This is a genomic window from Massilia sp. DWR3-1-1 (genome assembly GCF_049898325.1).
Classification (GTDB): Bacteria; Pseudomonadota; Gammaproteobacteria; order Burkholderiales; family Burkholderiaceae_D; genus JAFCUW01.
The window spans coordinates 14544-37937 of sequence record NZ_JAFCXL010000012.1 but is presented as its reverse complement, the minus strand read 5'-3'; the positions used below and the strand labels follow the sequence as shown (position 1 = coordinate 37937).

The following is a 23394-nucleotide window of genomic DNA, read 5'->3' as shown; positions in this document are numbered from 1 at the left end:
GTCCGTGGCAGCAGCACCAGTGCAGTAACTTTGAGGAGACGACAATGAAGACAATCAAACTGAACACGATCAAACAATGGATGCTGTGCGCGGCCCTGGCGGGCGTCTGCAACGGCGTGCTGGCGGCCGACCAGTTCGTGGCCCTGCCCTCGTACCGGGTCGGCAGTTATGCCGCCGGCGGCTCCGGCTTCTACGGCGGCGCCATCGATTATTTCAACCTGGTCAACGCCAACGGCGGCATCAACGGCGTCAAGATCGCGTGGGAAGAGTGCGAGACCGAATACAACCCCTCGCGCGGGATCGAGTGCTACGAGCGTTTGAAGACCAAGAACGGCGGCGCCACCCTGGTCGATCCCCTCTCCACCGGCATCGCCTACGGCATCCTCGACCGCGTCGCCACCGACAAGATCCCCATGACCATGCTCGGCTACGGCCGCTCCGACGCCGCCAACGGCAAGGTGTTCCCGTATGTGTTCCCGCTCATTACCAGCTACTGGGACCAGGCGGCGGCGATGATCAAGTACCTGGGCGACAAGGAAGGCGGCTACGCCAAGTTGAGTGGCAAGAAAATCGCCTACCTGTACCACGATTCGCCGTTCGGCAAGGAGCCCATGCCGGTGCTCGACGCGCTGTCGAAGCAGCACGGCTTTGAACTGATCAAGGTGGCGGTGGCGCCGCCGGGCAGCGAGCAGCAGTCGCAGTGGCTGCAGATCCGCCAGGCCAAGCCCGACTACGTCATCTTGTGGGGCTGGGGCGTGATGAATTCGGTGGCCATCAAGACGGCCCAGCGCAATGGCTTCCCGCGCGAGAAAATGCTGGGCGTGTGGTGGGCCGGTTCGGAAGAAGACACGGTGCCGTCGGGCGACGCGGCCAAGGGCTATACCTCGATGACCTTCAACACGCCGGGCAACTACCCCGTCATCGACGAGCTGCGCAAGAAAATCTACGCCACCGGCAAGGGCAACCTGGGCGAACAAAGCCGCATCGGCTCCGTCTACCACATGCGCGGCATGACGATGGGCATCCTGTGGACGGAAGCAATCCGCACGGCGCAGGAAAAATACGGCAAGGGCAAGGTGATGACGGGTGAGCAGGTGCGCTGGGGCCTCGAGCACCTGAACATCGACGAAGCGCGCCAGAAAGCGCTGGGCGCCTTCGGCATGTTCCCCACCGTGAAAACGAGCTGCGAGGACCACGAAGGCTCGGGCGCCGTCAAGGTGCAGCAGTGGGACGGCAAGGCGTGGAAAGCGATCACCCCGAACTGGGTGGTGGGCGACCGCGCACTGACCCGGCGCCTGGTCGAGGAATCTTCGCTGGCCTATGCGGCCGAGAAGAAGATCACCCCGGCCTGCCTGAACTGACGACCACCACGCACCGACTCCCATGACAATCGACAGCCAGCCCTACCTTTCGGTCAACAACATCGAGGTCATCTACGACCACGTCATCCTGGTCTTGAAGGGGGTGTCGCTGCAGGTGCCGAAGGGGAAAATCGTCGCCCTGCTGGGCGCCAACGGCGCCGGCAAGTCGACCACCCTGAAGACCATTTCGACGCTGCTGCGCGGTGAACGGGGCGACGTCACCAAGGGAGAGGTGCGCTTTAACGGCGAGCGCATCGACCAGCTCACGCCCAGCGCCCTGGTCAAGCGGGGGCTGTCGCAGGTGATGGAAGGGCGCCACTGTTTCGGCCACCTGAGCATCGAAGAAAACCTGCTCACGGGCGCCTACACGCGCAGTGATTCGCGCGCCGCGCAGAAGGCCTCGCTCGAAGCGGTGTACGCCTATTTTCCCCGTTTAAAGGAGCGCCGGTCGAGCCTGGCCGGCTACACCTCGGGCGGCGAGCAGCAGATGTGCGCGATCGGCCGTGCGCTGATGGCCAAGCCGTCGATGATCCTGCTGGACGAACCGTCGATGGGGATCGCCCCGCAGATCGTCGAAGAGATCTTCGACATCGTGCGCGACCTGAACACCCGCGAAGGGGTGTCGTTCCTGCTGGCCGAGCAGAACACCACGGTGGCCCTGCGCTACGCCGACTTCGGCTACATCCTCGAGAACGGCCGGGTGGTGCTGGAAGGCGCGGCCGCCGAGCTGGCCGCCAACGAGGACGTCAAGGAGTTTTATCTGGGCGTTTCCGGGGCCGGCCGCAAGAGTTTCAGGGACATGAAATTTTATCGCCGCCGCAAGCGCTGGCTGGCCTGAACCGGTCCACCCCACCATCCCCCCGCAACGCGATACCGGAGACACCGCATGAGCATGACCCTCGACAGCCTGGAAACGCGCGCCCCGCTCGAGCGCGAGCAAGCGCTGATGGCGCGCCTGCCGCTGCTGGTGGCGCGCGCCCTGCAGGCGCCCGGCTGGGCGCGCATCCTCGACGGCGTCGATCCGGCCCGCATCGACAGCCGGGCGGCGCTGGCGACACTGCCGGTGACGCGCAAATCGCAGCTGCGCGAGCTGCAGCGGGCCGCGCTGCCGTTCGGCGGCCTGGCGGCCACGCCGGCGCGGGCACTGCGCCATATCTACGTCTCGCCCGGGCCCATCTACGATCCGGAAGGGCACGGCGCCGACTGGTGGCGCTTCGCCCGCCCCATGTTTGCGGCCGGAGTGCGCGCCGGCGGCCTGCTGCAGAACTGCTTTTCGTACCACTTCACGCCGGCCGCCTTCATGGTCGAAGGGGGCGCCTTGCGGATCGGCTGCAGCGTCATTCCGGCCGGCGCCGGCCAGACGGAAATGCAGGTGCAGGCGATGGTCGACCTGCGCCCCGACACCTACGTCGGCACGCCGTCGTTCTTGCGCATCATCATCGAAAAGGCGCGCGACATGAACGCCGACATCAGCAGCATCAAGCAGGCCCTGCTGGGCGCCGAGGCGCTGCCCGAATCGCTGCGCCACTGGTTCCACGACAACGGCGTGCCGCTGGTGCTGCACACCTACGCCTCGGCCGACATGGGCAGCGTGGCCTACGAAACGGCCACCGACGGCGTCGTCAATCCCGGCATGGTGCTTGACGAGGACGTCATCGTTGAAATCGTCCGTCCCGGCACGGGCGAGCCGGTGGCGCCGGGCGACATCGGCGAAGTGGTGGTGACGCTATTGAACATGGACTATCCGCTGGTGCGCTTTGCCACCGGCGACCTGTCGGCCATGCTGGTCGACGCGGCGCCATCGCCGTGCGGGCGCACCAATGCGCGCATCCGCGGCTGGCTGGGGCGGGCCGACCAGACCACCAAGGTGCGGGCCATGTTCGTCCACCCGGCGCAAGTGAGCGACATCATCCGGCGCCATCCGGCAATCTTAAAAGCGCGCCTGGTGGTGACGGGACGGATGGCGAACGACGTGATGACGCTGCACTGCGAAATGGCAGCGCCGCCCGATCCGGCGCTGACGGCGGCCATCGTCGCCTCGGTGCGCGATGTGACGAAGCTGCGCGGCGAAGTGCACTACGCGGCGCCGGGCAGCCTGGCCCAGGACGGCCGCATGATCGAGGACCTGCGCGACTACGACTGAGGGATGGGGAAGGCGCGGCGCGGCGCTTAAATCGCCAGGCGCGCCTTGGCAGCGTTAAATTCGCCGATCAGGCGCTGCACCATTTCGGCCACCGTCGGCACATCGTCCATCATGCCCACGCCCTGGCCGGCGCCCCAGATGTCGCGCCAGGCCTTGGCGCTGCCCGAACCGAAGCTCATCTTGCTCTTGTCCGATTCCGGCAGCGCGTCCGGATCGAGGCCCGCGTTGATGATGGATTTTTTCAGGTAGTTGCCGTGCACGCCAGTAAACAGGTTGGTGTAGACGACGTCGGCGGCGGCCGACTCGACGATGGCGTCGCGGTAGTCGTCCGACACGTTCGATTCCTTCGTCGCCAGCCAGCGCGAGCCGATGTAGGCAAAGTCGGCGCCCATGGCCAGCGCCGCCAGCACGGCGTCGCCGGTGGCGATGGCGCCGGACAGGGCGATCGGGCCCTTGAAGAATTTGCGGATCTCGCCCACCAGCGCAAACGGCGACAGCGCCCCCGCATGGCCGCCGGCGCCGGCCGCCACCAGGATCAGGCCGTCGACGCCCGCTTCGAGCGCCTTGTGCGCGTGGCGGATCGAAATGACGTCGTGCAGGACGATGCCGCCGTAGCTGTGGATGGCGTCGAGCATCTCCTTGGGCGGCGCGCGCAACGACGAAATGATGATCGGCACCTGGTGGCGCACGCACACTTCGACGTCGTGGGCCAGCCGGTCGTTCGACTGGTGGACGATCTGATTGACGGCGATGGGGCCGATGATGGCGTCCGGGTTGGCCGCCTTGTAGGCGGCCAGTTCGGCCTGGATGTCGGTCAGCCAGGTGTCGAGCAGTTCGGCCGGGCGCGCGTTCAGGGCGGGGAAGGAGCCGACGATGCCGGCCTTGCACTGGGCCGCCACCAGGGCCGGGCCGCTGGCGATAAACATCGGCGAAGCGATGACGGGGATGGACAGGTGTTGCAATGCGGTCGGCAGCGCCATGACGGACTCTCGGGACAAGGATGGATGGGAACAGCTGGGCACATTATGACTTAAAAAAGAACGATCGTGCTTGAATTTAAAAGAAGGCCAGCCACGCTCAGCCCAGGTTGCACAGCACCGCCCCGTCGAGGCGGGCGGCGCCGGCCCGCACCAGCGCGGCGGCGGTGTGCCGGGCCGCCCCGTCGGCGTCGCCGCCCAGAAAGCCGATGCGCGCTGCCACCATCACGGGGACCTGCTCGAACAGCGCCACCACCTCGGCCATCGCCAGCTGTCCCCGTTCGAGCAGCAGGAATTTGAGCAGGACCCGGACGGCGTTGTCGGCATTGCGGCGCGGGTCGGCGCGCAGGTAATCGAGGCGCGAGCGGGCCCGCTGCAAGGCGCCGGCGACATCGGTAAACGGCGCGCCGTGGCCGGGAATGACGAGGCGCACGTCGAGCTGCGCAATCATCTCGAGGGTGGCGGCCGCCTCATCGAAGCCGGATTGCCCGTCGAGTTCGGGGAAGATGACGCCGAAGCCGTTTTCCCACAGGGCGTCGGCCGACAGCACGATGGCGTGGCGGGCACAATAGAACAGCAGCGAGCGGGGGTCGTGGCCGGGCGCGCCCAGCGCCTGCCAGTGCAGGTCGCCCAGCACCAGCGTGTCGCCCGGCGCGATGGTGGCGCTAAACGAGAAGCGGGGGCACTGCTGGCCGGTGGCGCGGTAGCTTAGCTGCGCTTCGTCCCAGGCCGCCACCGCCGCCGCTTCGCCCACGGGAATGACGGTGGCGCAGCCGTAGCGCGCCTGCAGGGCGGCGTTGCCGCCGCAGTGGTCCGAGTGCAGGTGGGTGTTGAGCAGCAGATCGAGCGGGCGGCCGTCCAGCGCATGCTCGACCAGCGCCAGCGTCTGCGCCGCGTGGCTCACGTAGCCGCTGTCGACCATGGCGGTGCGCTCGGCGCCGATGAACACGATGTTATTGGCCGACAGCCAGCCCCGCTCCAGCACCCGCATGCCCGGCGGCAGCGCGAGCGCGCTCATTTTTTCATCTGGTAGGCCAGCGATATCCGGGCAAACTCGATCAGCAGGGCTTGCGAGCCGCCGTTGAAGGTGGTGAAGGAGTTGCCGGTCCTGACCACCATGCGGGGCGGGAACAGCCAGCCCAGGTAGGGAATGCCCAGCATCTTGGCGCTCCTCACCTCGTCCCAGCGCACGCGCTTGTCGATCATGGCGCTCTGGCGCACGCCGTCGGCGTCGATGGTGGTGCGCCCTTTCAGGAACCAGTACCAGCTCGCCAGCAGCAGCGAGGTGGCGCCCACCAGCACCACCTTCACGCCAAAGCCATAGGTGAGCAGGGGGAAGCGCAGGGCGATGGCGCCGCCGTAGCCGAGCAGGACGATCACGATGGCGGTTGAGACGATTTTAAAGGGGCCCGCGTAGGCGGGGCCGGAGACGGCTTGTTCGGGCTGATAAAACTGCATGGTTTAAAACTCCAGGTCGGCTTCGCGCCGGGCAATGGCCGTGTAGACGGCCCGTTTGTAGTCGTCGTCGGCAGTGCTCCACTGGATGATTTCGTCGATGGTGCGCAGGCAGCCGCGGCACAGTCCCGTGGCGGGCGCCATCTCGCACAGGCTCACGCACGGCGACGGCACCGGACTGGCCGGTTCGGCACGACGAAGCGGCTCGCTCATGACGCCACCCCGCTCACCTTGGCCGCCAGCTTGTCGTTAAAGCGCGCCGTGTCGATCAGCATGCGCTCGTGGGTGCCTTCGCAGACCCGCTCGACGTCGTCCCAGGCCTGCACCGCGAACGTGATGCGGCGGCCCTCCACCGCCAGCACTTCGCCCTCGATGCGCAGGCGCATGCCGGGCGGGGTGGGCGCCAGGTGGCGGAAATTGACCAGGGTGCCCAGGCTTTGCTGCCGTGGCCAGTCCATGAACGGCATGATGCCGTTGACGCAGGTGAGCTCCATCATGCCGACCAGGTAGCCGGTGGCCAGCACGACCGGCATGTCGCGGCAAAAATCGGTGTCATGGTAGAGCGCCGGCACGCTGGCGCGCGCGGGAATGGTGATGTGCCAGCTGAAACGCAGGCCCGGGTGCAGTTGTAAAGTCATCCGCCTAGAGTAGCGTATTCAATTGAATCGCGCTTGACCGCGGGGGCAAGAGGCGTAAAATACCATCCATACAGATGGCGTGTGGATGCCACGAAGAGAAAAATGGGGATGGTAATGGGAACAATGGAACCAAAAGAAGTCAAAACCAGGATGCTCGATTCGGAAAAAATCACGATCAACCTGGGCCTGATCGATCTCGGTCAGATCGATTTGCTGGTCAACGAGGGCTTTTATTCGAACCGGACGGACCTGATCCGCACCGCCATTCGCAATCAGCTCAACACCCACGCGGACGTGGTCAAGCAGACGGTGGCGCGAAAAAGTCTCGTGCTGGGCCTGCACCATTTTTCGCGGGCCGACCTGGAGGCGGCGTTTGCCAAGGGCGAGCGCCTGCAAATCCAGGTGCTGGGCATGGCCAGCATCGCCAACGACGTCAGCGTCGAACTGGCGGTGGCGACCATCGAATCGATTTTCGTGCTCGGTTCACTCCACGCCAGCGCGGCGCTGAAAACCGCACTGGCAGGCCGCATTCTATAAATGCACTCAATAAGGAAGACCCGATGAAACTGAACGATAAACTGTTTGCCGGCATGCGCCAGGCAACCCGCAACCTGCTCGCACAGGGTCCGGCCGCAGCGACGTCGGCCATCCAGCACGCCTTGCAAGGGGTCGCCGCCAAAGGGGCGCCGGCGCCGGCGGCGCCACCGATGCGCGACATCAATCCGCCACCGCCGACGGCGCGTGCGGCCCGGCCCGCGCCGCAGCCAGAAGTGGCGGCGGCGGCGGCGGCAGAAGCGCCCACGCCGCTGCAGGGGCTCGACAACATGATGCGCAACCTGGTGCCGGAAATGATGGCCAACCTCGACCGCGTCAGCGAGGCGGGCAAGTCGGCGTTTACCATGCCGCATTTCGAGATGCCCGCGTTCGACCTGCACGCGGCCATGGGTGGCCAGGGCGCCGCCCCGGCCGAGGCCCTGCCCGGCAAATTCATCGATGGCAGCCACACCAACAGCGCCGGCACGCGCAGCTATAAATTGTATGTGCCCAGCAGTTACGACGGCGCCACGGCGGTGCCGCTGGTGGTGATGCTGCACGGCTGCACCCAGGACCCGGTCGATTTCGCCAGCGGCACCCAGATGAATCAGCTGGCCGAGGAACTGGGCTGCCTGGTGGCCTACCCGGCGCAATCGCAGCAGGCCAATTCGAGCCGCTGCTGGAACTGGTTCCACGAAAAGGACCAGATGCGCGACCAGGGCGAGCCCTCGATCATCGCCGGCATCACCCGCGACATCATGGCCGCGCACCATGTCGATGCCACTCAGGTCTACGTGGCGGGCCTGTCGGCGGGCGGCGCCATGGCCACCATCATGGGCACCGTGTATCCGGAACTATATGCGGCCGTGGGCGTGCATTCGGGCTTGCCGTTCGCGTCCGCGCACGACCTGCCGTCGGCGCTGGCGGCCATGCAGGGCAAGTTCGGCACTCCGCCGGCACCCGGCACGGCCATTCCCATCATCGTCTTTCACGGTGACCGCGACACCACCGTCTCGCCGGCCGCCGGCGACGCCGTGATCGCCCAGGGCACGCACCACGGCGCGCGCGACATCGTCATCGAGCCGGGCAAGGTGCCCGAGGGGCACGCCTACACCCGCACCGTGCACCGCCACGCGGACGGCACGCCGCACGCCGAACAGTGGCTGATCCACGGTGCCGGCCACGCCTGGTCGGGCGGCAGCGCGCGCGGCAGCTACACCGATGGCAAGGGGCCCGACGCCAGCCGCGAGATGATGCGCTTCTTTCAGACCAAGCGTTAATCTGGGGTGGCGTCGCCGCGCCGGGGCGGTTCAGCGCGTTCGGCAATCTCGCGCGCCAGGCAGGCCGGGCACCAGCAGGCGGCGCTGATGGCGCCACCAGATGGCACGGGCACGGCGGCCGGCAGGGCGGTGCACCAGCACGGCGCGCCATCGCCACCCGCATCGGCCATCGCGCAGGTAAATACGGCGCCGCAGCGGCTGCAGGCGCTCATGTAGCGAGCGCGGCCGCTGGCGGCGGCGGCATAAAAGCGGGAATCGGATTCATATCCGCCCCACCTTAGCGGACGGGGAATTAAAATACAACACGCGCGCCTTATAATGCGCAGCAGCGAGCTCCGCTTGCCTGTAAAATCTCGACAAATTTCTTTCGGACCTGCCATGACCGCTGCCCTGCCCCCCCTCACCGCTGCCCAGCAAGATGATCTGGCTGCCGTATCGCCCCAGATCAAGGCGCAAATCCTGGCAGAGGCGCTGCCCTACATCCGCAATTTCCATGGCAAGACCATCGTCATCAAATACGGCGGCAATGCCATGACGGAAGAGCGCCTCAAGCACGGCTTCGCCCGCGACGTCATCCTGTTGAAGCTGGTCGGCATGAACCCGGTGGTGGTGCACGGCGGCGGGCCGCAGATCGACAACGCGCTGAAAAAAATCGGCAAGCAGGGCACTTTCGTGCAGGGCATGCGCATCACCGACGAAGAGACCATGGAAGTGGTCGAGTGGGTGCTCGGTGGCGAAGTCCAGCAGGACATCGTCATGCTGATCAATCACTACGGCGGCCAGGCGGTGGGCCTGACGGGCAAGGACGGCGGCCTCATTCGCGCGCGCCGCATGTCGATGCCGGACCGTGAAAAGCCGGGCGAATTCCTCGACATCGGCTTTGTCGGCGAAATCGACGCCATCAACCCGGCGGTGGTCAAGGCGCTGCAGGACGACGCCTTCATCCCGATCATCTCGCCGATCGGTTTTGGCCAGGACGGCCAGGCCTACAACATCAACGCCGACGTCGTCGCCGGCAAGATCGCGGAAATCCTCAAGGCCGAAAAGCTGATCATGATGACCAACATCGCCGGCGTGCAGGACAAGAAGGGCAACCTGGTCACCGACCTGTCGGCCCGCGAGATCGACGAGATGTTCGCCGACGGCACCATCTCCGGCGGCATGCTGCCAAAAATCTCCTCCGCCCTCGACGCCGCCAAGTCCGGCGTGAACACGGTCCACATCATCGACGGCCGCATCGAGCACTCGCTGTTGCTGGAGGTCTTGACCGAACAGGCATTTGGCACTATGATCCGGTCGCACTAAAGTTTTTTACGTCCACTGCATACCAGTTGACGTATCAGGATTTCGAAGAAGCGTAGCGAGCGCTTCGCTGTCGTGTTGAGTAGCGCAGCCGTACTAGCGTACGGCGAGCAACGCAGACACGACAGCGGAGCGCGCAGTAGCTTATTCGGAATCCCACCACATGCCCTTGTAGCTCAGTGGTAGAGCACTCCCTTGGTAAGGGAGAGGCCACGTGTTCGATCCACGTCAAGGGCACCATTCTCCGCACCACCCTCCCCCATTCAATACAGCTGTTCCACGGTCAGCCCGCGTGCGCGCATCAGCGCCGGCACACTGCGTGGCCCCACCAGGTGCAGCACGCCGATCGCCGCCACGCTGTTGTTTTCGCGTCCCATCAGGGCGACGATGGCGTCGGTCAGCGCGCCATTGCGCCCGTCCAGCAGCACCTCGCGCATGAAGCGGCCCGACACGCTGGTGTCGGCGTCGAGGCGGGCGGCGATGGCAGCGAGCGCCTGCCGGTCCGCCGTCGCCCAGGCGCGGGCGATCTGGCGCGCTTCTCCCGCCTGTTTGCCAGAATCGATGTGCGTCACCGTCTCGTCGAGAAAATCCCACTGCGCCGCCAGCGGCAGGCGGTCGAACAGCGCCAGTTGCGCCTCGAGCGATTCGAGCTCGATCACTTTGACCTGCTGCTGCCTGGCCAGCAGCGCCAGCTGGCTGTCGACCGCCAGGCTGCTGGCGTAACCGAGCCGGGTATATTCGGCAATCGCCAGCATGGTGGCGATCAGCCACGGTTTGTAGGGCGCCACCGCCTGCGCGTCGATGCCAGCCTGGCGCAAGGCGCGCGCCAGGCGCGGCGCCAGCGCCGCCGGCGTGACCATGCCGGCCGGCGCCAGCCCATGCGCTTGCATGGCGCGCGCGGCCACCTGCGGCGGCAGGGTGGGATCGATTTCAAGCGCCAGCACGGGGGCGGCGGCGATGGCGGCGGCCAGGCGCGCTTCGAAGGGATAGAAATCGGCCTGGCCCACGTGCATGGTGCCGAACAAATACACGGTATTGCCTTGGCCGGTCACCTTGAACAGCGCGCCCCGTTCGGCGCCGAAGGCCGACACGCACAGGCACAATGCCAACAGCGCACCGGCCCACCCCACTATAATTCTGCTTCGCATGCCGCCCCTTTGATGGATGGTGCCGATTCGAACCGCCCTTACCCTGAGCGCCCGTGCCAAATATACCCGCATCCTCCCCTGTCTGGCTATTCGACCTGGACAACACCCTGCACGACGCCTCGCACGCGATTTTTCCCGCCATTAGCGCCAACATGAATGTGTATATCGCGCGCGTGCTCACCAACGTCGACGGCGCGCCCAGCCAGGCGCAGGTCGACGCCGCGCGCATCGGCTACTGGCGCCGCTATGGCGCCACCTTGCTGGGCATGGTGCGCCACCACCAGGTCGATGCGACCGACTTTTTGCGCGAGACCCACGACCTGGGGGCGGCCGCGTCGCTGGGCCAGATGATGAAATTCGAGCGGGGCCTGGGACGGCTGCTGCGCCGCCTGCCCGGTCGCAAAATTTTGCTCACCAACGCGCCGCGCAACTACTCGCGGGCGGTGCTGCGCCAGCTCGGCCTGCAGCGCCACTTCGACCGCCACATCGCCATCGAAGACATGCACGTGCACCGCCAGCTGCGTCCGAAGCCGTCGAAACTGATGCTGCGCCGGCTGCTGCGCAAGCACGGCCTGGCGGCCCGGCGCTGCATTCTGGTCGAAGACACGCTCGACAATCTGCGCCCGGCGCACCAGCTGGGCATGCGCACGGCCTGGGTCACCCAGTACCTGCGGGCGGTCGAGGCCAGTGGCAGCGCCAGCCTGCCGCGCATGCTAAAACGCCCCGCTTATGTCGATGTCAAAGTAAAATCGGTGCGCCAGCTGCAGGCGCGCCTGCAGCGGCTGCGTTAATTGATTTTCTACTTGTTTACGACGCACTACCACTCAACTTCAGCGGGACGACATGGCAAGCACCAAGCCGGGGCAGCGCAAGACGCAAATTCTGCAGGCCCTGGCGGCCATGCTGGAACAGCCGAAAAGTGAAAAGATCACCACCGCTGCCCTCGCCTCGCGACTGGACGTGTCGGAGGCGGCCCTGTACCGCCACTTCGCCAGCAAGGCGCAGATGTACGAGGGCCTGATCGAATTCATCGAGTCGAGCGTGTTCGGCCTGATCAACCAGATCGCCGAGCGCGAAGAGGCCGGCGTCGACCAGGCCCACGCCAGCCTGCAGATGCTGCTGCAGTTCGCCGCCAGCAATCCCGGCATGACGCGGGTGCTGATCGGCGAGGCCCTGGTGAACGAAGACGAACGCCTGCAGCTGCGCATGAACCAGTTCTACGACAAGCTCGAACTGGCCTTCAAACAGTCGCTGCGGGTGGCCGCCAGCCAGGGCCACGGCAGCGAAGCGGACGTCGTCGCCCGCGCCAGCCTGCTCGTCGCCTATGTCGTCGGCCGCTGGCACCGCTACGCCAAGAGCGGCTTCCGCCAGCATCCCACCGACGGCTTCGCCCTGCAGGTGTCGCTGCTGCTGGCGGCATGAATCACCCAGCGTGTCCCGCCATGCAAGCGCCTGACTACGCCGATGTTTCCCAAGCTGTCGCGTGTTTCGCCCTGCTCGACGACGCCAGCCCCGCCGGCACGGCGCCGGCGCCGCTGGCCCGCTCGCGCCTGTACACGGGCCTGGCCGCCACCCTGACCTGCATCGACGGCGCCGGCTGGCCGGCCGTGCTGGCGCAGATGCAGGACGCGCTGGCGCGCGGCCTGTACGCGGTGCCGGTGCTCACGTATGAACTGGGCAGCGCGCTACTTGGCATGGCGACGCCGCCGGCCGCTGCGCCGCTGGCGCAGGTGCTGCTGTTTGCGCACTGCGCGCACCTGACGTCGGCCCAGGTGGCCGACTGGCTGGCCTCGCGCGCCGACGCGGCGCCGGCCGGCATCGCCGGCGTCGCCGCCAGCGTCGATCGGGCCGCCTTCGACGGGGCGCTGGCACGCGTGCACGAGTTCATCGCCGCCGGCGACACCTACCAGGTCAATTTTACCTACCGCCTGCGCTTTGACGCCTTCGGTTCGCCCCTGTCGCTGTATGCGCGCCTGCGGGCGCGCCAGCCGGTGCCCTACGGCGCGCTGGTGGCGCTGCCCGACGGGCGCACCGTGCTGTCGCTCTCGCCCGAGCTGTTCGTGCGCCACCTGGACGGCGAACTGCTGGCACGGCCCATGAAAGGCACGGCGCCGGCCAGCACCGACGACGCCATCAACGCCACGCGCGCCGCGGCGCTGGCGGCGGACCCGAAGAACCGCGCGGAAAACCTGATGATCGTCGACCTGCTGCGCAACGACCTGGGACGCATCGCCGTCACCGGCAGCGTCGACGCCTCGGCCCTGTTCGACGTCCAGCGTTACAGCACCGTGCTGCAGATGACGTCGACGGTGCGGGCGCGCCTGCGCGAGGACGTGGGCCTGGCCCAGATTTTTACCGCCCTGTACCCGTGCGGCTCGATCACGGGCGCGCCCAAGCGGCGCACCATGGAAATCATCGGCGAACTGGAAAGCACGCCGCGCGGCATTTATACGGGCGCGATCGGCTGGTTCGATCCGCCCCGCGCGGGCGCGGCGGTGGGCGACTTTTGCCTGTCGGTGCCGATCCGCACGCTCACCCTGCAAGCGCCGGCGGACGGCGTGCGCCACGGCGAGATGGGGGTGGGCGCCGGCATCGTGTTCGACAGCGAAGCGGCCGATGAATACGCCGAGTGCGCCTTGAAAGCGCGCTTTCTGACGGGGCTCGCGCAGCCATTCGAGCTGTTCGAGACCATGCGCGCCAGCGCCGCGGACGGCGTGCGCCACCGCGAACGCCACCTGGCGCGCCTGGCCCGGTCGGCCCGTTATTTTGGCGTGCCGTTCGACGTCGCGGCGGCCGAGGCGCTGTTGCAATCGGCCTGCGCGGCGCTGGCGCCGCAGGCGTTTCACCGCCTGCGGCTGGGCTTGCGCGCGGATGGCACCCTGCACACGCAGGCGGCGCCCTTGACACCCGTGCAGGAACCGGTGGGCCTGCTGCTGGCCGACGACGCCAGCAGCGCGGACGAGCTGTTCCTGCGCCATAAAACCAGCGTCAGGACGCGCTACGACGCCGCCTGGCGCGAGGCCGAGACGCGCGGCGGCTTCGACACCGTGTTTTTCAATGAACGGGGCGAGTTGACGGAAGGGGGACGCTCGAATGTGTTCGTGCGCATCGACGGGCGCTGGCTCACGCCACCGCTGTCGTGCGGCGTGCTGCCGGGGGTGATGCGATCGCTGCTGCTCGAAGCGCCCGCCTGGGACGCGCGCGAGGCCATCATCACGCGGGCGATGCTGGCGGCGGCGCAGGAGATCGTCGTGTGCAACGCGCTGCGCGGGCCGCTGCGGGCCCGGCTGCTGCAATAAACCGCCCTCTTACGACGCCAGCGCCGCTTCGACCTTGCTCACCAGGGCCTTGTCTTCCGGCTCGACCTTGCTAGGGAAATACTCGAGCACCTTGCCGTTGCGGTCGATCAGGTACTTGGTGAAATTCCACTTCGGCTCCTTGCCCGTCTGCTTGATCAAACTCGCGTGCAGGGGATTGGCGGCCGTGCCTTTGACGGACGACTTGGCGAACATGGGAAATTTCACGCCATAAGTGTTGTAGCAAAAATCGGCAATTTCCTTGGCGCTACCTGGCTCCTGCTTGCCGAAATCGTTCGACGGAAAGCCCAGCACCACCAGGCCTTGCTTGCCGTACTTGGCGTACAGCTTTTCCAGGCCCTGGTACTGGCTGGTAAAGCCGCAGTAGCTGGCGGTATTGACCACCAACACCACCTTGCCCGCGTACTGGCACAGGTCCTGCGGCGCTTCGTCCTGCAGGCGATTAAAACTGTGCTGGAGGATGGCGGGACAGGACTTGGCGGCGGGCGCGGCGGCAGGTGCGCCCGCCTGGGCGAAGGCCGCGGGCGCGGCGCCCACGGCGGACAGGGACAGCAAGACAGCGGCAGTGGTTTTGAACATGATCCATCCCAAATAAAGTAAACGGCAATTCTAGCGCAAGTCCGGCAGCGATTTACTCGACCTTGATTTTCCCGACATCGGGCTGGGGATCAGGATAGCGCAGATTGAGATCCTGCAAAATTTCCAGCAACAGGGACGAGATCAACAGGTTGCGGTGGGTCTTGGAGTTGGCGGGAATGACGTACCAGGGCGCCTGGTCGGTGTCGGTGACGGCGATCGCGCGCTGGTAGGCCAGCTGATAGTCGTCCCATTTTTTGCGCTGCACCAGGTCGTTCGGATCGAACTTCCACTGTTTATTGGGGTCGTCGATGCGCGCCTGCAAGCGTGCGCGCTGCTCGTCCTTGGAAATATGCAGGAACACCTTGATGATCAGGGTGCCCGTCTCCGTCAGCATGCGCTCGAAATCGAGGATGTGCTGGTAGCGGCGCTTGCATTCGGGCTCGTCGATCATGCCCTGCACGCTGGTGATGAGGACGTCTTCATAGTGGCTGCGATTGAAAATGGCGATTTCGCCCGGCACCGGCACCTGCTGGTGGATGCGCCACAGGAAATCGTGGGCCAGTTCGGCCGGCGACGGCGCCTTGAAGCCCACCGCGCGCAAGCCCATCGGATTGATGGTCTGGAACAGCGCGGTGATGGTGCCGTCCTTGCCGGCCGTGTCCATGCCCTGCAGCACCAGTAACACCTTGTGCTTGCGCTGGGCATACAGCATTTCCTGCAGCGCAGCGATCTGCGCCGTGATGGCGGCCGTGCTGGCCCGCTCTTCGTCCTTGGTGGCGCTCTTGGAGTCGCCATTGTTTTTTTCGCGCAGGGGCTTGTCGTCGGCGTCTTCTTCCCGCAGCTTGAAATTTTTTCCCGCGCGCAGGCGCTCGCGCAGCTTCATGCCTGCTCCAGCGCGGCGCGCAGGTGATGGTGTTCGATCTTCATGCAGTGGTTCATCACCACATCGAGCCCGGCGGCGCTGGCCAGGTCGGCGGCACCCTGGTGTTCGATCCCCAGCTGCATCCACAAGGCGCCGGCGCGCACCGCGATGGCGTCGCGGGCAATCTCGGGAATATCGGCCGCCTTGCGGAAGCAGTCGACGACGTCGATGGCGATGCCGTCGGCGCGCAGCGCGGCGGCGGCCTCGTGCAGGCTGGCGTAGGCGGTTTCGCCGAGCACGGTCTGACCGGCCAGCGCCGGGTTGACGGGCACGATGCGGTAGCCGGCGTTCTGCAAGTAAGCGGCCACTTCGTTGCTGGCCCGCTCAGGTTTGTCGGACAAGCCGACCACGGCGATGGTCCTGGCGTCTTGCAGGATCTGGGGAATGGTTTTCATGAATAAAATTCGACAATGTTGGTGTGCCAATAGCGTAGCAGTTTCAGGTGCGCCGTGGCGCGGTGCTGGCCAATTGATTGGGCGCCAGGACGGTGACGGCGGCGGCCGCCGCTGCCGTATCAAGACTGGCCGGCACGGCGCGCATCGGACGGCGCGCCCGGATAGTAGCGGCGCCAGATGCGCCGCAGCTGCCTTGCCGAGCCGAAGCCCGATTGCTGGGCGACGCGTTCGAGGTCCAGGGGCGACTGCATGATCATCTCGCGCGCCAGTGCCAGGCGCAGCTGGTGCACATGGTCGAGCGGGCTGCCGTTCGTGTAGTCGAGAAACAGGCGCGACAGGTGGCGCGTGCTGCTGCATGCCAGCCGGGCCATGTCGTCGGCACCCCAGGCGCGGGGGGGATCGGCGGCGATGGCGTCCTGCACCCGGTGCAGGCCCGGATGCAGGTGGTTGCGCCCCGTCGTCCAGGCCGACAGTTGCGGGTCGGCGCCCGCCCGTCGCATGTACACGACCATCGCGCGCGCCACCGCGCAGGCGACGCGGCTGCTCGACAGTTCGGCCAGCACGTGCAGCATCATGTCGATGCCGGCGGTGATGCCGGCGCTGGTGCAGATGGCGCCGTCGGCCACGTACAGGCGGTTTTCCAGCACCGTGGCGCGCGGCGCCATCTGCTGCAGGCTGGCACACAGCGCGTGGTGGGTGGTGCAGCGGCGGCCGTCGAGCAGGCCGGCGCGGGCGGCGATCAGGGCGCCCGCGCACACGCACAGCAGGCGGTGCTGGCCGGTCGCCATCAGCGGCCTGAGCCAGGCGGCGATCGCCTCGCAGGTGGCGTCGATGGCGCCGCGAAGCTGCGTGTCAGCGGTGCCGCCGGCGCCCACCAGCACGATGATGGTCCCCGCCGCCAGGGTTGCGGGCAGGGGCGCAATGTCGTTCAGCGGCAAGCCGATCGAGCTGTGTACCTGCGCGGCCGGCCCCGCATAGCGCAGCGTAAAACGGGGCGGCGCCTGCCCCGCCTGGGCGGCATCGAGCTGCGAGGCCACCCGCAAGACTTCGGCCGGCCCTGCCAGGTCGAGCATCAGGACATGTTGCGGCAGGACAAACAGCACGGGGATGGCGGGCGTCATCGATGGCGCCTGCTCAGGCGGTGGTGGCGAGGGTGGCGAGGGGGGCATCGAGCGCGGCGAGCGCTTGCGCCACGCTGACGATGCGGGCGAAGCGCCCTTCGAGCACCAGTTCCGTGTGCTCGCGCAGTTGCGCCGTCGTATAGGTCCGGCCACTGCGCGCATGTTGCATGGGAAAGGTCAGCGTCGCTTCGGTGACGAAATCGACCTGGAAGCCGCTGTCGGAGGCCTGGCGGGTTGTGGTTTCGCAGCACTGTTCCGTGCGGATACCGCTGATGATGAGATGGTCGATCCCGCGCGCAGTCAGCCACGCCAGCAAGCCCGTCCCCGCCAGGGCGCTATGGACGTGCTTGCGAAACACCACCGCCGGTGCGATGGCCAGCCCATCGATGGTGCGCAGGTTGGCGGCGACGGCAAACGGGCCCTGTGCGCTCTCGTGAAACACCTGGACCACGGGCACGCCCCGGTCGACGCAGCCATCGATCAGTGCCTGTTGCCTGGCGAGATACGCGGGCAGGTCGGAATCGGACCAGTAGGCGGTGTGCTTGAACGTCTGCTGGGCGTCGATGACGAGTAGTGCGCTTTTCATGGTGGTGCTCCTTCGTGCCGGGTTGAATGATGCCACGATCTTACGGGGCGCACCAGGCCGGGGAAAGACGGTATCGGGACCGCTTGCGGACCGATACGGCCAGGTGTGGCCAAGTCCGGCACGGGCACGGTTAACGAAAAAAAGGCAGCCGAAGCTGCCTTTATTGTGCGCAATCTACTAAATTACTTGATCTTGCGCAGGCGGGCGATGGCCGCCAGCTGGGCGATTGCGGTCGCCAGCTCCGACTGCGCTTTCGCGTAGTCGATTTTCGAGTCCTTGTTGACCATCGACTCTTCGGCCAGTTTCTTGGCTTCGAGTGCTTTGGCTTCGTCCAGATCGTGACCGCGGATGGCAGTGTCGGCCAGAACGGTCACGCCGTTCGGCTGCACTTCCAGAATGCCGCCGGCGACGAAGACGAATTCTTCCTCGTCGCTGCCTGCCTTCTTGATCCGTACCGCACCCGGGCGGATGCGCGTGATCAGCGGGGTGTGCTTGGGATAGATCCCCAGCTCACCCGACTCACCGGGCAACGCGACGAATTCGGCTTCGCCCGAGAAAATCAGGGACTCGGCCGAGACGACGTCAACGTGAATGGTATTTGCCATGTGTGTCCTATCGGTGAAGGAGTCGGATTAGCCGAGTTTCTTGGCTTTTTCGATGGCTTCTTCGATCGTGCCAACCATGTAGAACGCTTGCTCAGGCAAGTGATCGAGTTCGCCCGAAGCGATCATTTTGAAACCCTTGATCGTGTCTTTGAGCGAAACGTATTTGCCTGGCGAACCGGTAAACACTTCAGCGACGTGGAAAGGCTGCGACAGGAAACGCTGCATCTTACGTGCACGCGCGACCAGCAGTTTGTCTTCCGGTGCCAGCTCGTCCATGCCCAGAATCGCGATAATGTCGCGCAATTCCTTGTAACGCTGCAAGGTGCCCTGGACGGCGCGCGCGGTGTCATAGTGTTCCTGACCGACGACGAGCGGGTCGAGCTGACGCGAGGTCGAGTCGAGTGGATCGACGGCCGGGTAGATACCCAGCGAAGCGATGTCACGCGACAGGGCGACGGTCGAATCCAGGTGGGCAAAGGTGGTCGCTGGCGATGGATCGGTGTAATCATCGGCAGGGACGTACACGGCCTGGATCGAGGTGATCGAACCGGTCTTGGTCGAGGTGATGCGCTCTTGCAAGCGGCCCATCTCTTCGGCCAGGGTTGGCTGGTAACCCACGGCCGACGGCATACGGCCGAGCAGTGCCGACACTTCGGTACCGGCCAGGGTGAAGCGGTAGATGTTGTCGACGAAGAACAGCACGTCCTTGCCTTCATCACGGAACGATTCAGCGATCGTCAGGCCGGTCAGCGCCACGCGCAGACGGTTACCTGGCGGCTCGTTCATCTGGCCGTAGACCATCGCCACTTTCGAGTTTTCCGGATTTTCCAGGTCGACGACCTTTGCATCGGCCATCTCGTGGTAGAAGTCGTTACCTTCGCGGGTACGCTCACCAACGCCGGCAAACACGGACACGCCCGAGTGTGCTTTTGCGATGTTGTTGATCAGTTCCATCATGTTGACGGTCTTGCCCACGCCGGCGCCGCCGAACAGGCCGACTTTACCGCCCTTGGCGAACGGGCACACCAGGTCGATCACCTTGATGCCGGTTTCCAGCAGGTCTTGCGACGGCGACAGCTCGTCGTAGGCCGGGGCCACGCGGTGGATCGAGGCGGTTTGCTCGTGCGAGACAGGACCGCATTCGTCGATCGGGTTGCCCAGCACGTCCAGGATGCGACCCAGGGTGGCTTTGCCGACCGGGACCATGATAGGCTTGCCGGTGTTCTGGATTGCCATGCCGCGACGCAGACCGTCCGAGGTACCCAGCGCAATGGTACGGACAATGCCGTCGCCCAGCTGCTGTTGTACTTCCAGGGTCAGCTCGGAGCCTGCCATTTTCAGTGCGTCGAAGACTTTCGGCATTGCATTGCGTGGGAACTCAACGTCCACCACAGCGCCGATACACTGAACGATTTTGCCATCAGCCATGTTCGTTCCTTAAATATTTAATGAAATTCGGGTTTAGACCGCTGCCGCACCGGCGACGATCTCGGAGAGTTCTTTGGTAATCGCTGCCTGGCGGGTCTTGTTGTAGACCAGTTTCAGCTCGCCAATGACGCTACCGGCGTTGTCGCTTGCCGCCTTCATGGCGACCATGCGCGCCGATTGCTCGGAGGCGAGGTTTTCAGCAACGGCCTGGTAGACCAGCGCTTCCACGTAGCGCACCAGCAGCTCATCGATCACGGTTTGCGCTTCCGGCTCGTAGATGTAATCCCAGGAATGGTTCCCTTTGTCACCTTCGAGCTTGTCGGCGGCCAGTGGCAGCAACTGCTCCACCATCGGCTCTTGCTTCATCGTGTTAATGAACTTGGTGTAGCACAGGTAGACGGCGTCCAGCTTGCCTTCCTGGTAAGCGTCGAGCATGACCTTGACGGGTCCGATCAACTTTTCCAGGTGCGGCGTATCGCCGATTTGCACGGCGTGCGATACCACGCGAATGCCAACCCGATTCAAAAAACCCAAACCCTTGTTGCCAATGGCAACTGCTTCAATCTTGTTGCCAGCTGCTTCGAGCTCGCGCGTTTTCTGCGTCATCATCCGCAGCACGTTGGTGTTCATGCCGCCGCACAGACCCTTGTCGGTCGTGACGACGATAAAACCAACGGCTTTTGCCTGCCCGGTCTTGGCCTGGGCCATGAACGGGTGGGTGTATTCCGGATTTGCCTTGGCCAGATTGGCGGTGATATTGCGAATCTTGTCACTGTAGGGACGGGCGGCCCGCATGCGATCCTGCGCCTTGCGCATTTTCGATGCGGCGACCATTTCCATCGCCTTGGTGATCTTCTTCGTATTCTCTACGCTCTTGATCTTGCCTCGTATCTCTTTGCCTGATGCCATGAGTCCTTACTCCTTATGCGCCTTCAAGCGCCGCGTTACCTTGCGGCGCCATCAAACATTAATATGCGCCGGATTTCTTGAAGTCAGCAACAGCGGCAGCCATGGCGGTTTCGCCATCTTTGTCGAGTTGCTTGGTCTCTTCGATCTTGGCCAGGAGAGCGGCTTGCTTGGTCTTCATGTAGCCGTGCAGGCCAGCTTCGAATGCCAGAACCTTCTTGACTTCGATATCGTCGAAATAACCTTTGTTGACTGCAAACAGCGACACGGCCATCAGCGAGATCGACAGGGGCGAGTATTGCGCCTGCTTGAGCAGTTCGGTGACGCGGGCGCCACGGTCGAGCTGCTTGCGGGTCGATTCGTCCAGGTCCGAAGCGAACTGCGCAAAGGCAGCCAGCTCGCGGTACTGCGCCAGGTCGGTACGGATACCGCCGGACAGGTTTTTGATGACCTTGGTCTGGGCGGCGCCACCGACGCGCGAGACGGAAATACCGGCGTTAATGGCCGGACGCACGCCCGCGTTGAACAGGGCGGTGTCCAGGAAGATCTGGCCATCGGTAATCGAAATCACGTTGGTCGGCACGAAGGCGGACACGTCGCCCGCTTGCGTTTCGATGATCGGCAGGGCCGTCAGCGAACCGGTCTTGCCAACCACGGCGCCGTTGGTGAACTTCTCGACATAGTCGGGGTTCACGCGGGCTGCGCGCTCGAGCAGGCGGCTGTGCAGGTAGAACACGTCGCCAGGGTAGGCTTCGCGGCCTGGTGGACGGCGCAGCAGCAGCGAAATCTGGCGATACGCAACAGCTTGTTTCGACAGATCATCGTAGACGATCAGTGCGTCTTCGCCGCGGTCACGGAAGTATTCGCCCATGGCGCAACCCGAGTACGGGCTGATGTATTGCATGGCAGCCGATTCCGACGCCGACGCGGCGACGACGATCGTGTATTCCATGGCGCCGTGGGTTTCCAGCGAGCGCACGATGTTCTTGATGGTCGATGCCTTCTGGCCGATCGCGACGTAGATACACGTCATGTTCTGGCCCTTCTGGTTGATGATCGCATCGATCGCGACAGCCGATTTACCGGTCTGGCGGTCACCAATGATCAGCTCGCGCTGGCCACGGCCGATCGGCACCATCGAGTCGATCGACTTCAGGCCCGTCTGCATTGGCTGCGAGACGGACTGACGGGCGATCACGCCAGGGGCGATTTTTTCGATCGGGGCGGTCAGTTTTGCATTGACGGGACCCTTGCCATCGATCGGCAGACCGAGGGCGTTGACCACGCGGCCTTTGAGTTCAGGACCGATCGGCACTTCCAGGATGCGGCCGGTGGTCTTGACGACGTCGCCTTCGGAGATGTGCTCGTAAGCACCCAGAATCACGGCGCCGACGGAATCGCGCTCGAGGTTCATGGCCAGGCCGAAGGTGTTGCCCGGGAATTCCAGCATCTCGCCCTGCATCACGTCCGACAGACCATGAATACGGCAGATACCGTCGGCGACGGAGATAACCGTGCCTTGATTGCGAACTTCAGCGGAACCTTCGAGGCCCTGGATGCGGCTCTTGATCAGTTCGCTGATTTCAGATGGGTTAAGTTGCATGCTAACTCCTAATAGTTTCTTGATGCGTAGGGCAAGAGGCGGGGCGCCGGCGCGAGTGCTTTACTGACAGGATCGATTACGACGCCAGCGCAACATGCATCTGTTGCAGCTTGGCGCGGACCGAGGTGTCGAGCACTTCGTCGCCGACCACCACGCGCACACCACCGATCAGCGAGGCATCCACTGTCACGGTCGGGTTGAGCTTGCGGCCAAATTTCTTTTCCAGGCTCGCCACCAGGTCGGTCACCTGCGTGCTCGACATGTCGAACGCGCTGATAACGTGGGCATCGGCGGCGCCTTCCTGTGCATTCTTGAGCACGGCGAATTGCGCGGCGATTTCCGGCAGCAGGGCAATGCGGCGGTTCTCGATCAGGATGGCGATGAAGTTGGTCGCTTCAGCCGTGACGGGCGACTTGATCATCGCGGCGAACGCCTCGGCGACCTGGGCCGGCGTGACGTTCGGATTGCGCGCGAAATCTTGCACATCGGCATTGACGCCGATATTGCCCAGCTCGGACACCAGGGTGGACCAGGCAGCCATGTCGCCGGTTTGGGCGACACGAAACAGCGCTTCGGCGTACGGACGGGCGACGGTTGCGAGTTCTGCCATGATTACAGCTCGGTTGCCAGTTGCGACAGCAGGTCGGCGTGGGCCGCTGCGTTCACTTCACGTTTGAGAATTTGCTCGGCGCCCTTGACGGCGAGGCCGGCAACTTGCGCGCGCAGTTCTTCGCGAGCCTTGGTCACTTGCTGATCGGCGTCGGCCTTGGCCTGGGCGATGATGCGGCCCGCTTCGGCGTTGGCGTTCGCTTTGATCTCGTCGGCCACCATCGTCGCGCGCTTTTCGGCGTCGGCGATGCGTTTCTGGCCTTCGTCACGGGCGCCAGCGAGTTCGGCTTGCACACGTTTTTCGGCGGCGGCCATGGCTTGCTTGCCCTGGTCGGCGGCGGCGAGGCCGTCGGCGATTTTCTTGGCGCGCGCGTCGAGCGCTGCCATCATCGGCGGCCAGACGAATTTGGCAATCGAAAACGCCAGGATCAGGAAGACGATCGCCTGGACGAACATTGTCGAATTTAAGTTCACAGCTTTTTCCT

27 protein-coding genes and 1 tRNA gene are annotated in these 23394 nt (G+C 65.0%); 10 read left to right on the top strand and 18 right to left on the bottom strand.

The window, feature by feature from the left end:
* The first annotated feature begins 44 nt into the window (after nucleotides 1–44).
* The 3 genes from ACP7EY_RS14145 to ACP7EY_RS14135 are packed head-to-tail and all read left to right on the top strand — an operon-like array spanning nucleotide 45 to nucleotide 3504.
* A complete protein-coding gene (locus tag ACP7EY_RS14145; RefSeq protein ID WP_426194592.1) occupies nucleotides 45–1361 on the top strand; it encodes an ABC transporter substrate-binding protein in 1317 nt (438 codons plus the stop codon).
* Nucleotides 1362–1383: 22 nt separating this feature from the next.
* The gene (locus ACP7EY_RS14140) at nucleotides 1384–2199 is read left to right on the top strand and encodes an ABC transporter ATP-binding protein (protein ID WP_426194590.1); all 816 of its coding nucleotides are present in this window, start codon (nucleotides 1384–1386) and stop codon (nucleotides 2197–2199) included.
* Between the two features lie 48 nt (nucleotides 2200–2247).
* Nucleotides 2248–3504: a phenylacetate--CoA ligase family protein gene (locus tag ACP7EY_RS14135; RefSeq protein WP_426194588.1), complete on the top strand. Its 1257-nt coding sequence runs from the start codon at nucleotides 2248–2250 to the stop codon at nucleotides 3502–3504.
* A gap of 26 nt (nucleotides 3505–3530) precedes the next feature.
* On the opposite strand, the gene ACP7EY_RS14130 is transcribed toward ACP7EY_RS14135, so the two are convergent.
* From ACP7EY_RS14130 to ACP7EY_RS14110, 5 genes are all read right to left on the bottom strand, one after another.
* The gene (locus ACP7EY_RS14130; protein WP_426194586.1) at nucleotides 3531–4484 is read right to left on the bottom strand and encodes an NAD(P)H-dependent flavin oxidoreductase; all 954 of its coding nucleotides are present in this window, start codon (nucleotides 4482–4484) and stop codon (nucleotides 3531–3533) included.
* Nucleotides 4485–4581: 97 nt separating this feature from the next.
* On the bottom strand, nucleotides 4582–5499 hold the full coding sequence (locus ACP7EY_RS14125; protein ID WP_426194584.1) for an MBL fold metallo-hydrolase: 918 nt from the start codon (nucleotides 5497–5499) through the stop codon (nucleotides 4582–4584).
* On the bottom strand, nucleotides 5496–5939 hold the full coding sequence (locus ACP7EY_RS14120) for a hypothetical protein (RefSeq protein WP_426194582.1): 444 nt from the start codon (nucleotides 5937–5939) through the stop codon (nucleotides 5496–5498). The genes ACP7EY_RS14125 and ACP7EY_RS14120 overlap by 4 nt, the downstream gene beginning before the upstream one ends.
* A gap of 3 nt (nucleotides 5940–5942) precedes the next feature.
* A complete protein-coding gene (locus ACP7EY_RS14115; RefSeq protein ID WP_426194580.1) occupies nucleotides 5943–6149 on the bottom strand; it encodes a DUF1289 domain-containing protein in 207 nt (68 codons plus the stop codon).
* On the bottom strand, nucleotides 6146–6574 hold the full coding sequence (locus tag ACP7EY_RS14110; RefSeq protein ID WP_426194578.1) for a thioesterase family protein: 429 nt from the start codon (nucleotides 6572–6574) through the stop codon (nucleotides 6146–6148). The genes ACP7EY_RS14115 and ACP7EY_RS14110 overlap by 4 nt, the downstream gene beginning before the upstream one ends.
* Nucleotides 6575–6697: 123 nt before the next feature.
* Between ACP7EY_RS14110 and ACP7EY_RS14105 the strand changes: the two genes are divergently transcribed.
* Together ACP7EY_RS14105 and ACP7EY_RS14100 are read left to right on the top strand one after the other, a co-directional pair.
* Nucleotides 6698–7111, top strand: coding sequence for a CopG family transcriptional regulator (locus ACP7EY_RS14105; protein ID WP_426194576.1), 414 nt, complete (start codon nucleotides 6698–6700; stop codon nucleotides 7109–7111).
* A 23-nt stretch (nucleotides 7112–7134) separates the two neighbouring features.
* Entirely contained in the window at nucleotides 7135–8388 is a 1254-nt protein-coding gene (locus tag ACP7EY_RS14100; protein ID WP_426194574.1) for an extracellular catalytic domain type 1 short-chain-length polyhydroxyalkanoate depolymerase, read from the top strand.
* Here the strand turns inward: ACP7EY_RS14100 and ACP7EY_RS14095 are convergent.
* Nucleotides 8385–8600, bottom strand: coding sequence for a cysteine-rich CWC family protein (locus tag ACP7EY_RS14095; RefSeq protein WP_426194572.1), 216 nt, complete (start codon nucleotides 8598–8600; stop codon nucleotides 8385–8387). The genes ACP7EY_RS14100 and ACP7EY_RS14095 overlap by 4 nt on opposite strands.
* Nucleotides 8601–8766: 166 nt before the next feature.
* Here ACP7EY_RS14095 and argB point away from each other — a divergent pair, with 166 nt between their 5' ends.
* Complete coding sequence (gene argB / locus ACP7EY_RS14090; protein WP_426194570.1) at nucleotides 8767–9693, top strand: acetylglutamate kinase; 927 nt, start codon at nucleotides 8767–8769, stop codon at nucleotides 9691–9693.
* Between the two features lie 162 nt (nucleotides 9694–9855).
* Nucleotides 9856–9930, top strand: a tRNA-Thr gene (locus ACP7EY_RS14085).
* Nucleotides 9931–9953: 23 nt separating this feature from the next.
* Here ACP7EY_RS14085 and ACP7EY_RS14080 read toward each other — a convergent pair.
* On the bottom strand, nucleotides 9954–10838 hold the full coding sequence (locus ACP7EY_RS14080; RefSeq protein ID WP_426194568.1) for a TraB/GumN family protein: 885 nt from the start codon (nucleotides 10836–10838) through the stop codon (nucleotides 9954–9956).
* A 62-nt stretch (nucleotides 10839–10900) separates the two neighbouring features.
* On the opposite strand from ACP7EY_RS14080, the gene ACP7EY_RS14075 reads away from it, so the two are divergent.
* The 3 genes from ACP7EY_RS14075 to pabB are packed head-to-tail and all read left to right on the top strand — an operon-like array spanning nucleotide 10901 to nucleotide 14137.
* The gene (locus tag ACP7EY_RS14075; RefSeq protein WP_426194825.1) at nucleotides 10901–11629 is read left to right on the top strand and encodes a pyrimidine 5'-nucleotidase; all 729 of its coding nucleotides are present in this window, start codon (nucleotides 10901–10903) and stop codon (nucleotides 11627–11629) included.
* A 52-nt stretch (nucleotides 11630–11681) separates the two neighbouring features.
* Nucleotides 11682–12260 (top strand): nucleoid occlusion factor SlmA, encoded by a 579-nt coding sequence (gene slmA / locus ACP7EY_RS14070; protein ID WP_426194566.1) that lies wholly within the window; start codon nucleotides 11682–11684, stop codon nucleotides 12258–12260.
* Between the two features lie 20 nt (nucleotides 12261–12280).
* Nucleotides 12281–14137 (top strand): aminodeoxychorismate synthase component I, encoded by a 1857-nt coding sequence (gene pabB, locus ACP7EY_RS14065; protein WP_426194564.1) that lies wholly within the window; start codon nucleotides 12281–12283, stop codon nucleotides 14135–14137.
* Nucleotides 14138–14146: 9 nt separating this feature from the next.
* Here pabB and ACP7EY_RS14060 read toward each other — a convergent pair whose 3' ends face one another.
* From ACP7EY_RS14060 to ACP7EY_RS14010, 11 genes are all read right to left on the bottom strand, one after another.
* Entirely contained in the window at nucleotides 14147–14734 is a 588-nt protein-coding gene (locus tag ACP7EY_RS14060) for a glutathione peroxidase (RefSeq protein WP_426194562.1), read from the bottom strand.
* A gap of 52 nt (nucleotides 14735–14786) precedes the next feature.
* On the bottom strand, nucleotides 14787–15617 hold the full coding sequence (locus tag ACP7EY_RS14055) for a PPK2 family polyphosphate kinase (protein ID WP_426194560.1): 831 nt from the start codon (nucleotides 15615–15617) through the stop codon (nucleotides 14787–14789).
* Nucleotides 15614–16051, bottom strand: a complete 438-nt coding sequence (locus ACP7EY_RS14050) for a CoA-binding protein (protein ID WP_426194558.1) — start codon at nucleotides 16049–16051, stop codon at nucleotides 15614–15616. Before ACP7EY_RS14050 ends, ACP7EY_RS14055 begins: the two co-directional genes overlap by 4 nt.
* A 119-nt stretch (nucleotides 16052–16170) precedes the next feature.
* Nucleotides 16171–17172, bottom strand: a complete 1002-nt coding sequence (locus tag ACP7EY_RS14045) for a GlxA family transcriptional regulator (RefSeq protein WP_426194556.1) — start codon at nucleotides 17170–17172, stop codon at nucleotides 16171–16173.
* Between the two features lie 13 nt (nucleotides 17173–17185).
* On the bottom strand, nucleotides 17186–17758 hold the full coding sequence (locus tag ACP7EY_RS14040) for a cysteine hydrolase family protein (protein WP_426194554.1): 573 nt from the start codon (nucleotides 17756–17758) through the stop codon (nucleotides 17186–17188).
* 182 nt (nucleotides 17759–17940) lie between these two features.
* Entirely contained in the window at nucleotides 17941–18363 is a 423-nt protein-coding gene (locus ACP7EY_RS14035; RefSeq protein ID WP_426194552.1) for a F0F1 ATP synthase subunit epsilon, read from the bottom strand.
* Between the two features lie 27 nt (nucleotides 18364–18390).
* Entirely contained in the window at nucleotides 18391–19791 is a 1401-nt protein-coding gene (gene atpD / locus ACP7EY_RS14030) for a F0F1 ATP synthase subunit beta (RefSeq protein ID WP_426114165.1), read from the bottom strand.
* A gap of 33 nt (nucleotides 19792–19824) precedes the next feature.
* Nucleotides 19825–20700, bottom strand: coding sequence for a F0F1 ATP synthase subunit gamma (gene atpG / locus ACP7EY_RS14025; protein WP_426194550.1), 876 nt, complete (start codon nucleotides 20698–20700; stop codon nucleotides 19825–19827).
* A 58-nt stretch (nucleotides 20701–20758) separates the two neighbouring features.
* Nucleotides 20759–22300, bottom strand: a complete 1542-nt coding sequence (gene atpA / locus ACP7EY_RS14020) for a F0F1 ATP synthase subunit alpha (protein WP_426194548.1) — start codon at nucleotides 22298–22300, stop codon at nucleotides 20759–20761.
* A gap of 76 nt (nucleotides 22301–22376) precedes the next feature.
* Complete coding sequence (locus ACP7EY_RS14015; protein WP_426194546.1) at nucleotides 22377–22910, bottom strand: F0F1 ATP synthase subunit delta; 534 nt, start codon at nucleotides 22908–22910, stop codon at nucleotides 22377–22379.
* 2 nt (nucleotides 22911–22912) lie between these two features.
* Nucleotides 22913–23383: a F0F1 ATP synthase subunit B gene (locus ACP7EY_RS14010; protein ID WP_426114157.1), complete on the bottom strand. Its 471-nt coding sequence runs from the start codon at nucleotides 23381–23383 to the stop codon at nucleotides 22913–22915.
* Nucleotides 23384–23394: the final 11 nt, after the last annotated feature.

Bases quoted from the DNA above. Each gene is read 5' to 3' on its own strand.
- ACP7EY_RS14145 (WP_426194592.1), top strand. From the start codon at position 45: ATGAAGACAATCAAACTGAACACGATCAAACAATGGATGCTGTGCGCG.
- ACP7EY_RS14140 (WP_426194590.1), top strand. From the start codon at position 1,384: ATGACAATCGACAGCCAGCCCTACCTTTCGGTCAACAACATCGAGGTC.
- ACP7EY_RS14135 (WP_426194588.1), top strand. From the start codon at position 2,248: ATGAGCATGACCCTCGACAGCCTGGAAACGCGCGCCCCGCTCGAGCGC.
- ACP7EY_RS14130 (WP_426194586.1), bottom strand. From the start codon at position 4,484: ATGGCGCTGCCGACCGCATTGCAACACCTGTCCATCCCCGTCATCGCT.
- ACP7EY_RS14125 (WP_426194584.1), bottom strand. From the start codon at position 5,499: ATGAGCGCGCTCGCGCTGCCGCCGGGCATGCGGGTGCTGGAGCGGGGC.
- ACP7EY_RS14120 (WP_426194582.1), bottom strand. From the start codon at position 5,939: ATGCAGTTTTATCAGCCCGAACAAGCCGTCTCCGGCCCCGCCTACGCG.
- ACP7EY_RS14115 (WP_426194580.1), bottom strand. From the start codon at position 6,149: ATGAGCGAGCCGCTTCGTCGTGCCGAACCGGCCAGTCCGGTGCCGTCG.
- ACP7EY_RS14110 (WP_426194578.1), bottom strand. From the start codon at position 6,574: ATGACTTTACAACTGCACCCGGGCCTGCGTTTCAGCTGGCACATCACC.
- ACP7EY_RS14105 (WP_426194576.1), top strand. From the start codon at position 6,698: ATGGAACCAAAAGAAGTCAAAACCAGGATGCTCGATTCGGAAAAAATC.
- ACP7EY_RS14100 (WP_426194574.1), top strand. From the start codon at position 7,135: ATGAAACTGAACGATAAACTGTTTGCCGGCATGCGCCAGGCAACCCGC.
- ACP7EY_RS14095 (WP_426194572.1), bottom strand. From the start codon at position 8,600: ATGAGCGCCTGCAGCCGCTGCGGCGCCGTATTTACCTGCGCGATGGCC.
- argB (WP_426194570.1), top strand. From the start codon at position 8,767: ATGACCGCTGCCCTGCCCCCCCTCACCGCTGCCCAGCAAGATGATCTG.
- ACP7EY_RS14080 (WP_426194568.1), bottom strand. From the start codon at position 10,838: ATGCGAAGCAGAATTATAGTGGGGTGGGCCGGTGCGCTGTTGGCATTG.
- slmA (WP_426194566.1), top strand. From the start codon at position 11,682: ATGGCAAGCACCAAGCCGGGGCAGCGCAAGACGCAAATTCTGCAGGCC.
- pabB (WP_426194564.1), top strand. From the start codon at position 12,281: ATGCAAGCGCCTGACTACGCCGATGTTTCCCAAGCTGTCGCGTGTTTC.
- ACP7EY_RS14060 (WP_426194562.1), bottom strand. From the start codon at position 14,734: ATGTTCAAAACCACTGCCGCTGTCTTGCTGTCCCTGTCCGCCGTGGGC.
- ACP7EY_RS14055 (WP_426194560.1), bottom strand. From the start codon at position 15,617: ATGAAGCTGCGCGAGCGCCTGCGCGCGGGAAAAAATTTCAAGCTGCGG.
- ACP7EY_RS14050 (WP_426194558.1), bottom strand. From the start codon at position 16,051: ATGAAAACCATTCCCCAGATCCTGCAAGACGCCAGGACCATCGCCGTG.
- ACP7EY_RS14045 (WP_426194556.1), bottom strand. From the start codon at position 17,172: ATGACGCCCGCCATCCCCGTGCTGTTTGTCCTGCCGCAACATGTCCTG.
- ACP7EY_RS14040 (WP_426194554.1), bottom strand. From the start codon at position 17,758: ATGAAAAGCGCACTACTCGTCATCGACGCCCAGCAGACGTTCAAGCAC.
- ACP7EY_RS14035 (WP_426194552.1), bottom strand. From the start codon at position 18,363: ATGGCAAATACCATTCACGTTGACGTCGTCTCGGCCGAGTCCCTGATT.
- atpD (WP_426114165.1), bottom strand. From the start codon at position 19,791: ATGGCTGATGGCAAAATCGTTCAGTGTATCGGCGCTGTGGTGGACGTT.
- atpG (WP_426194550.1), bottom strand. From the start codon at position 20,700: ATGGCATCAGGCAAAGAGATACGAGGCAAGATCAAGAGCGTAGAGAAT.
- atpA (WP_426194548.1), bottom strand. From the start codon at position 22,300: ATGCAACTTAACCCATCTGAAATCAGCGAACTGATCAAGAGCCGCATC.
- ACP7EY_RS14015 (WP_426194546.1), bottom strand. From the start codon at position 22,910: ATGGCAGAACTCGCAACCGTCGCCCGTCCGTACGCCGAAGCGCTGTTT.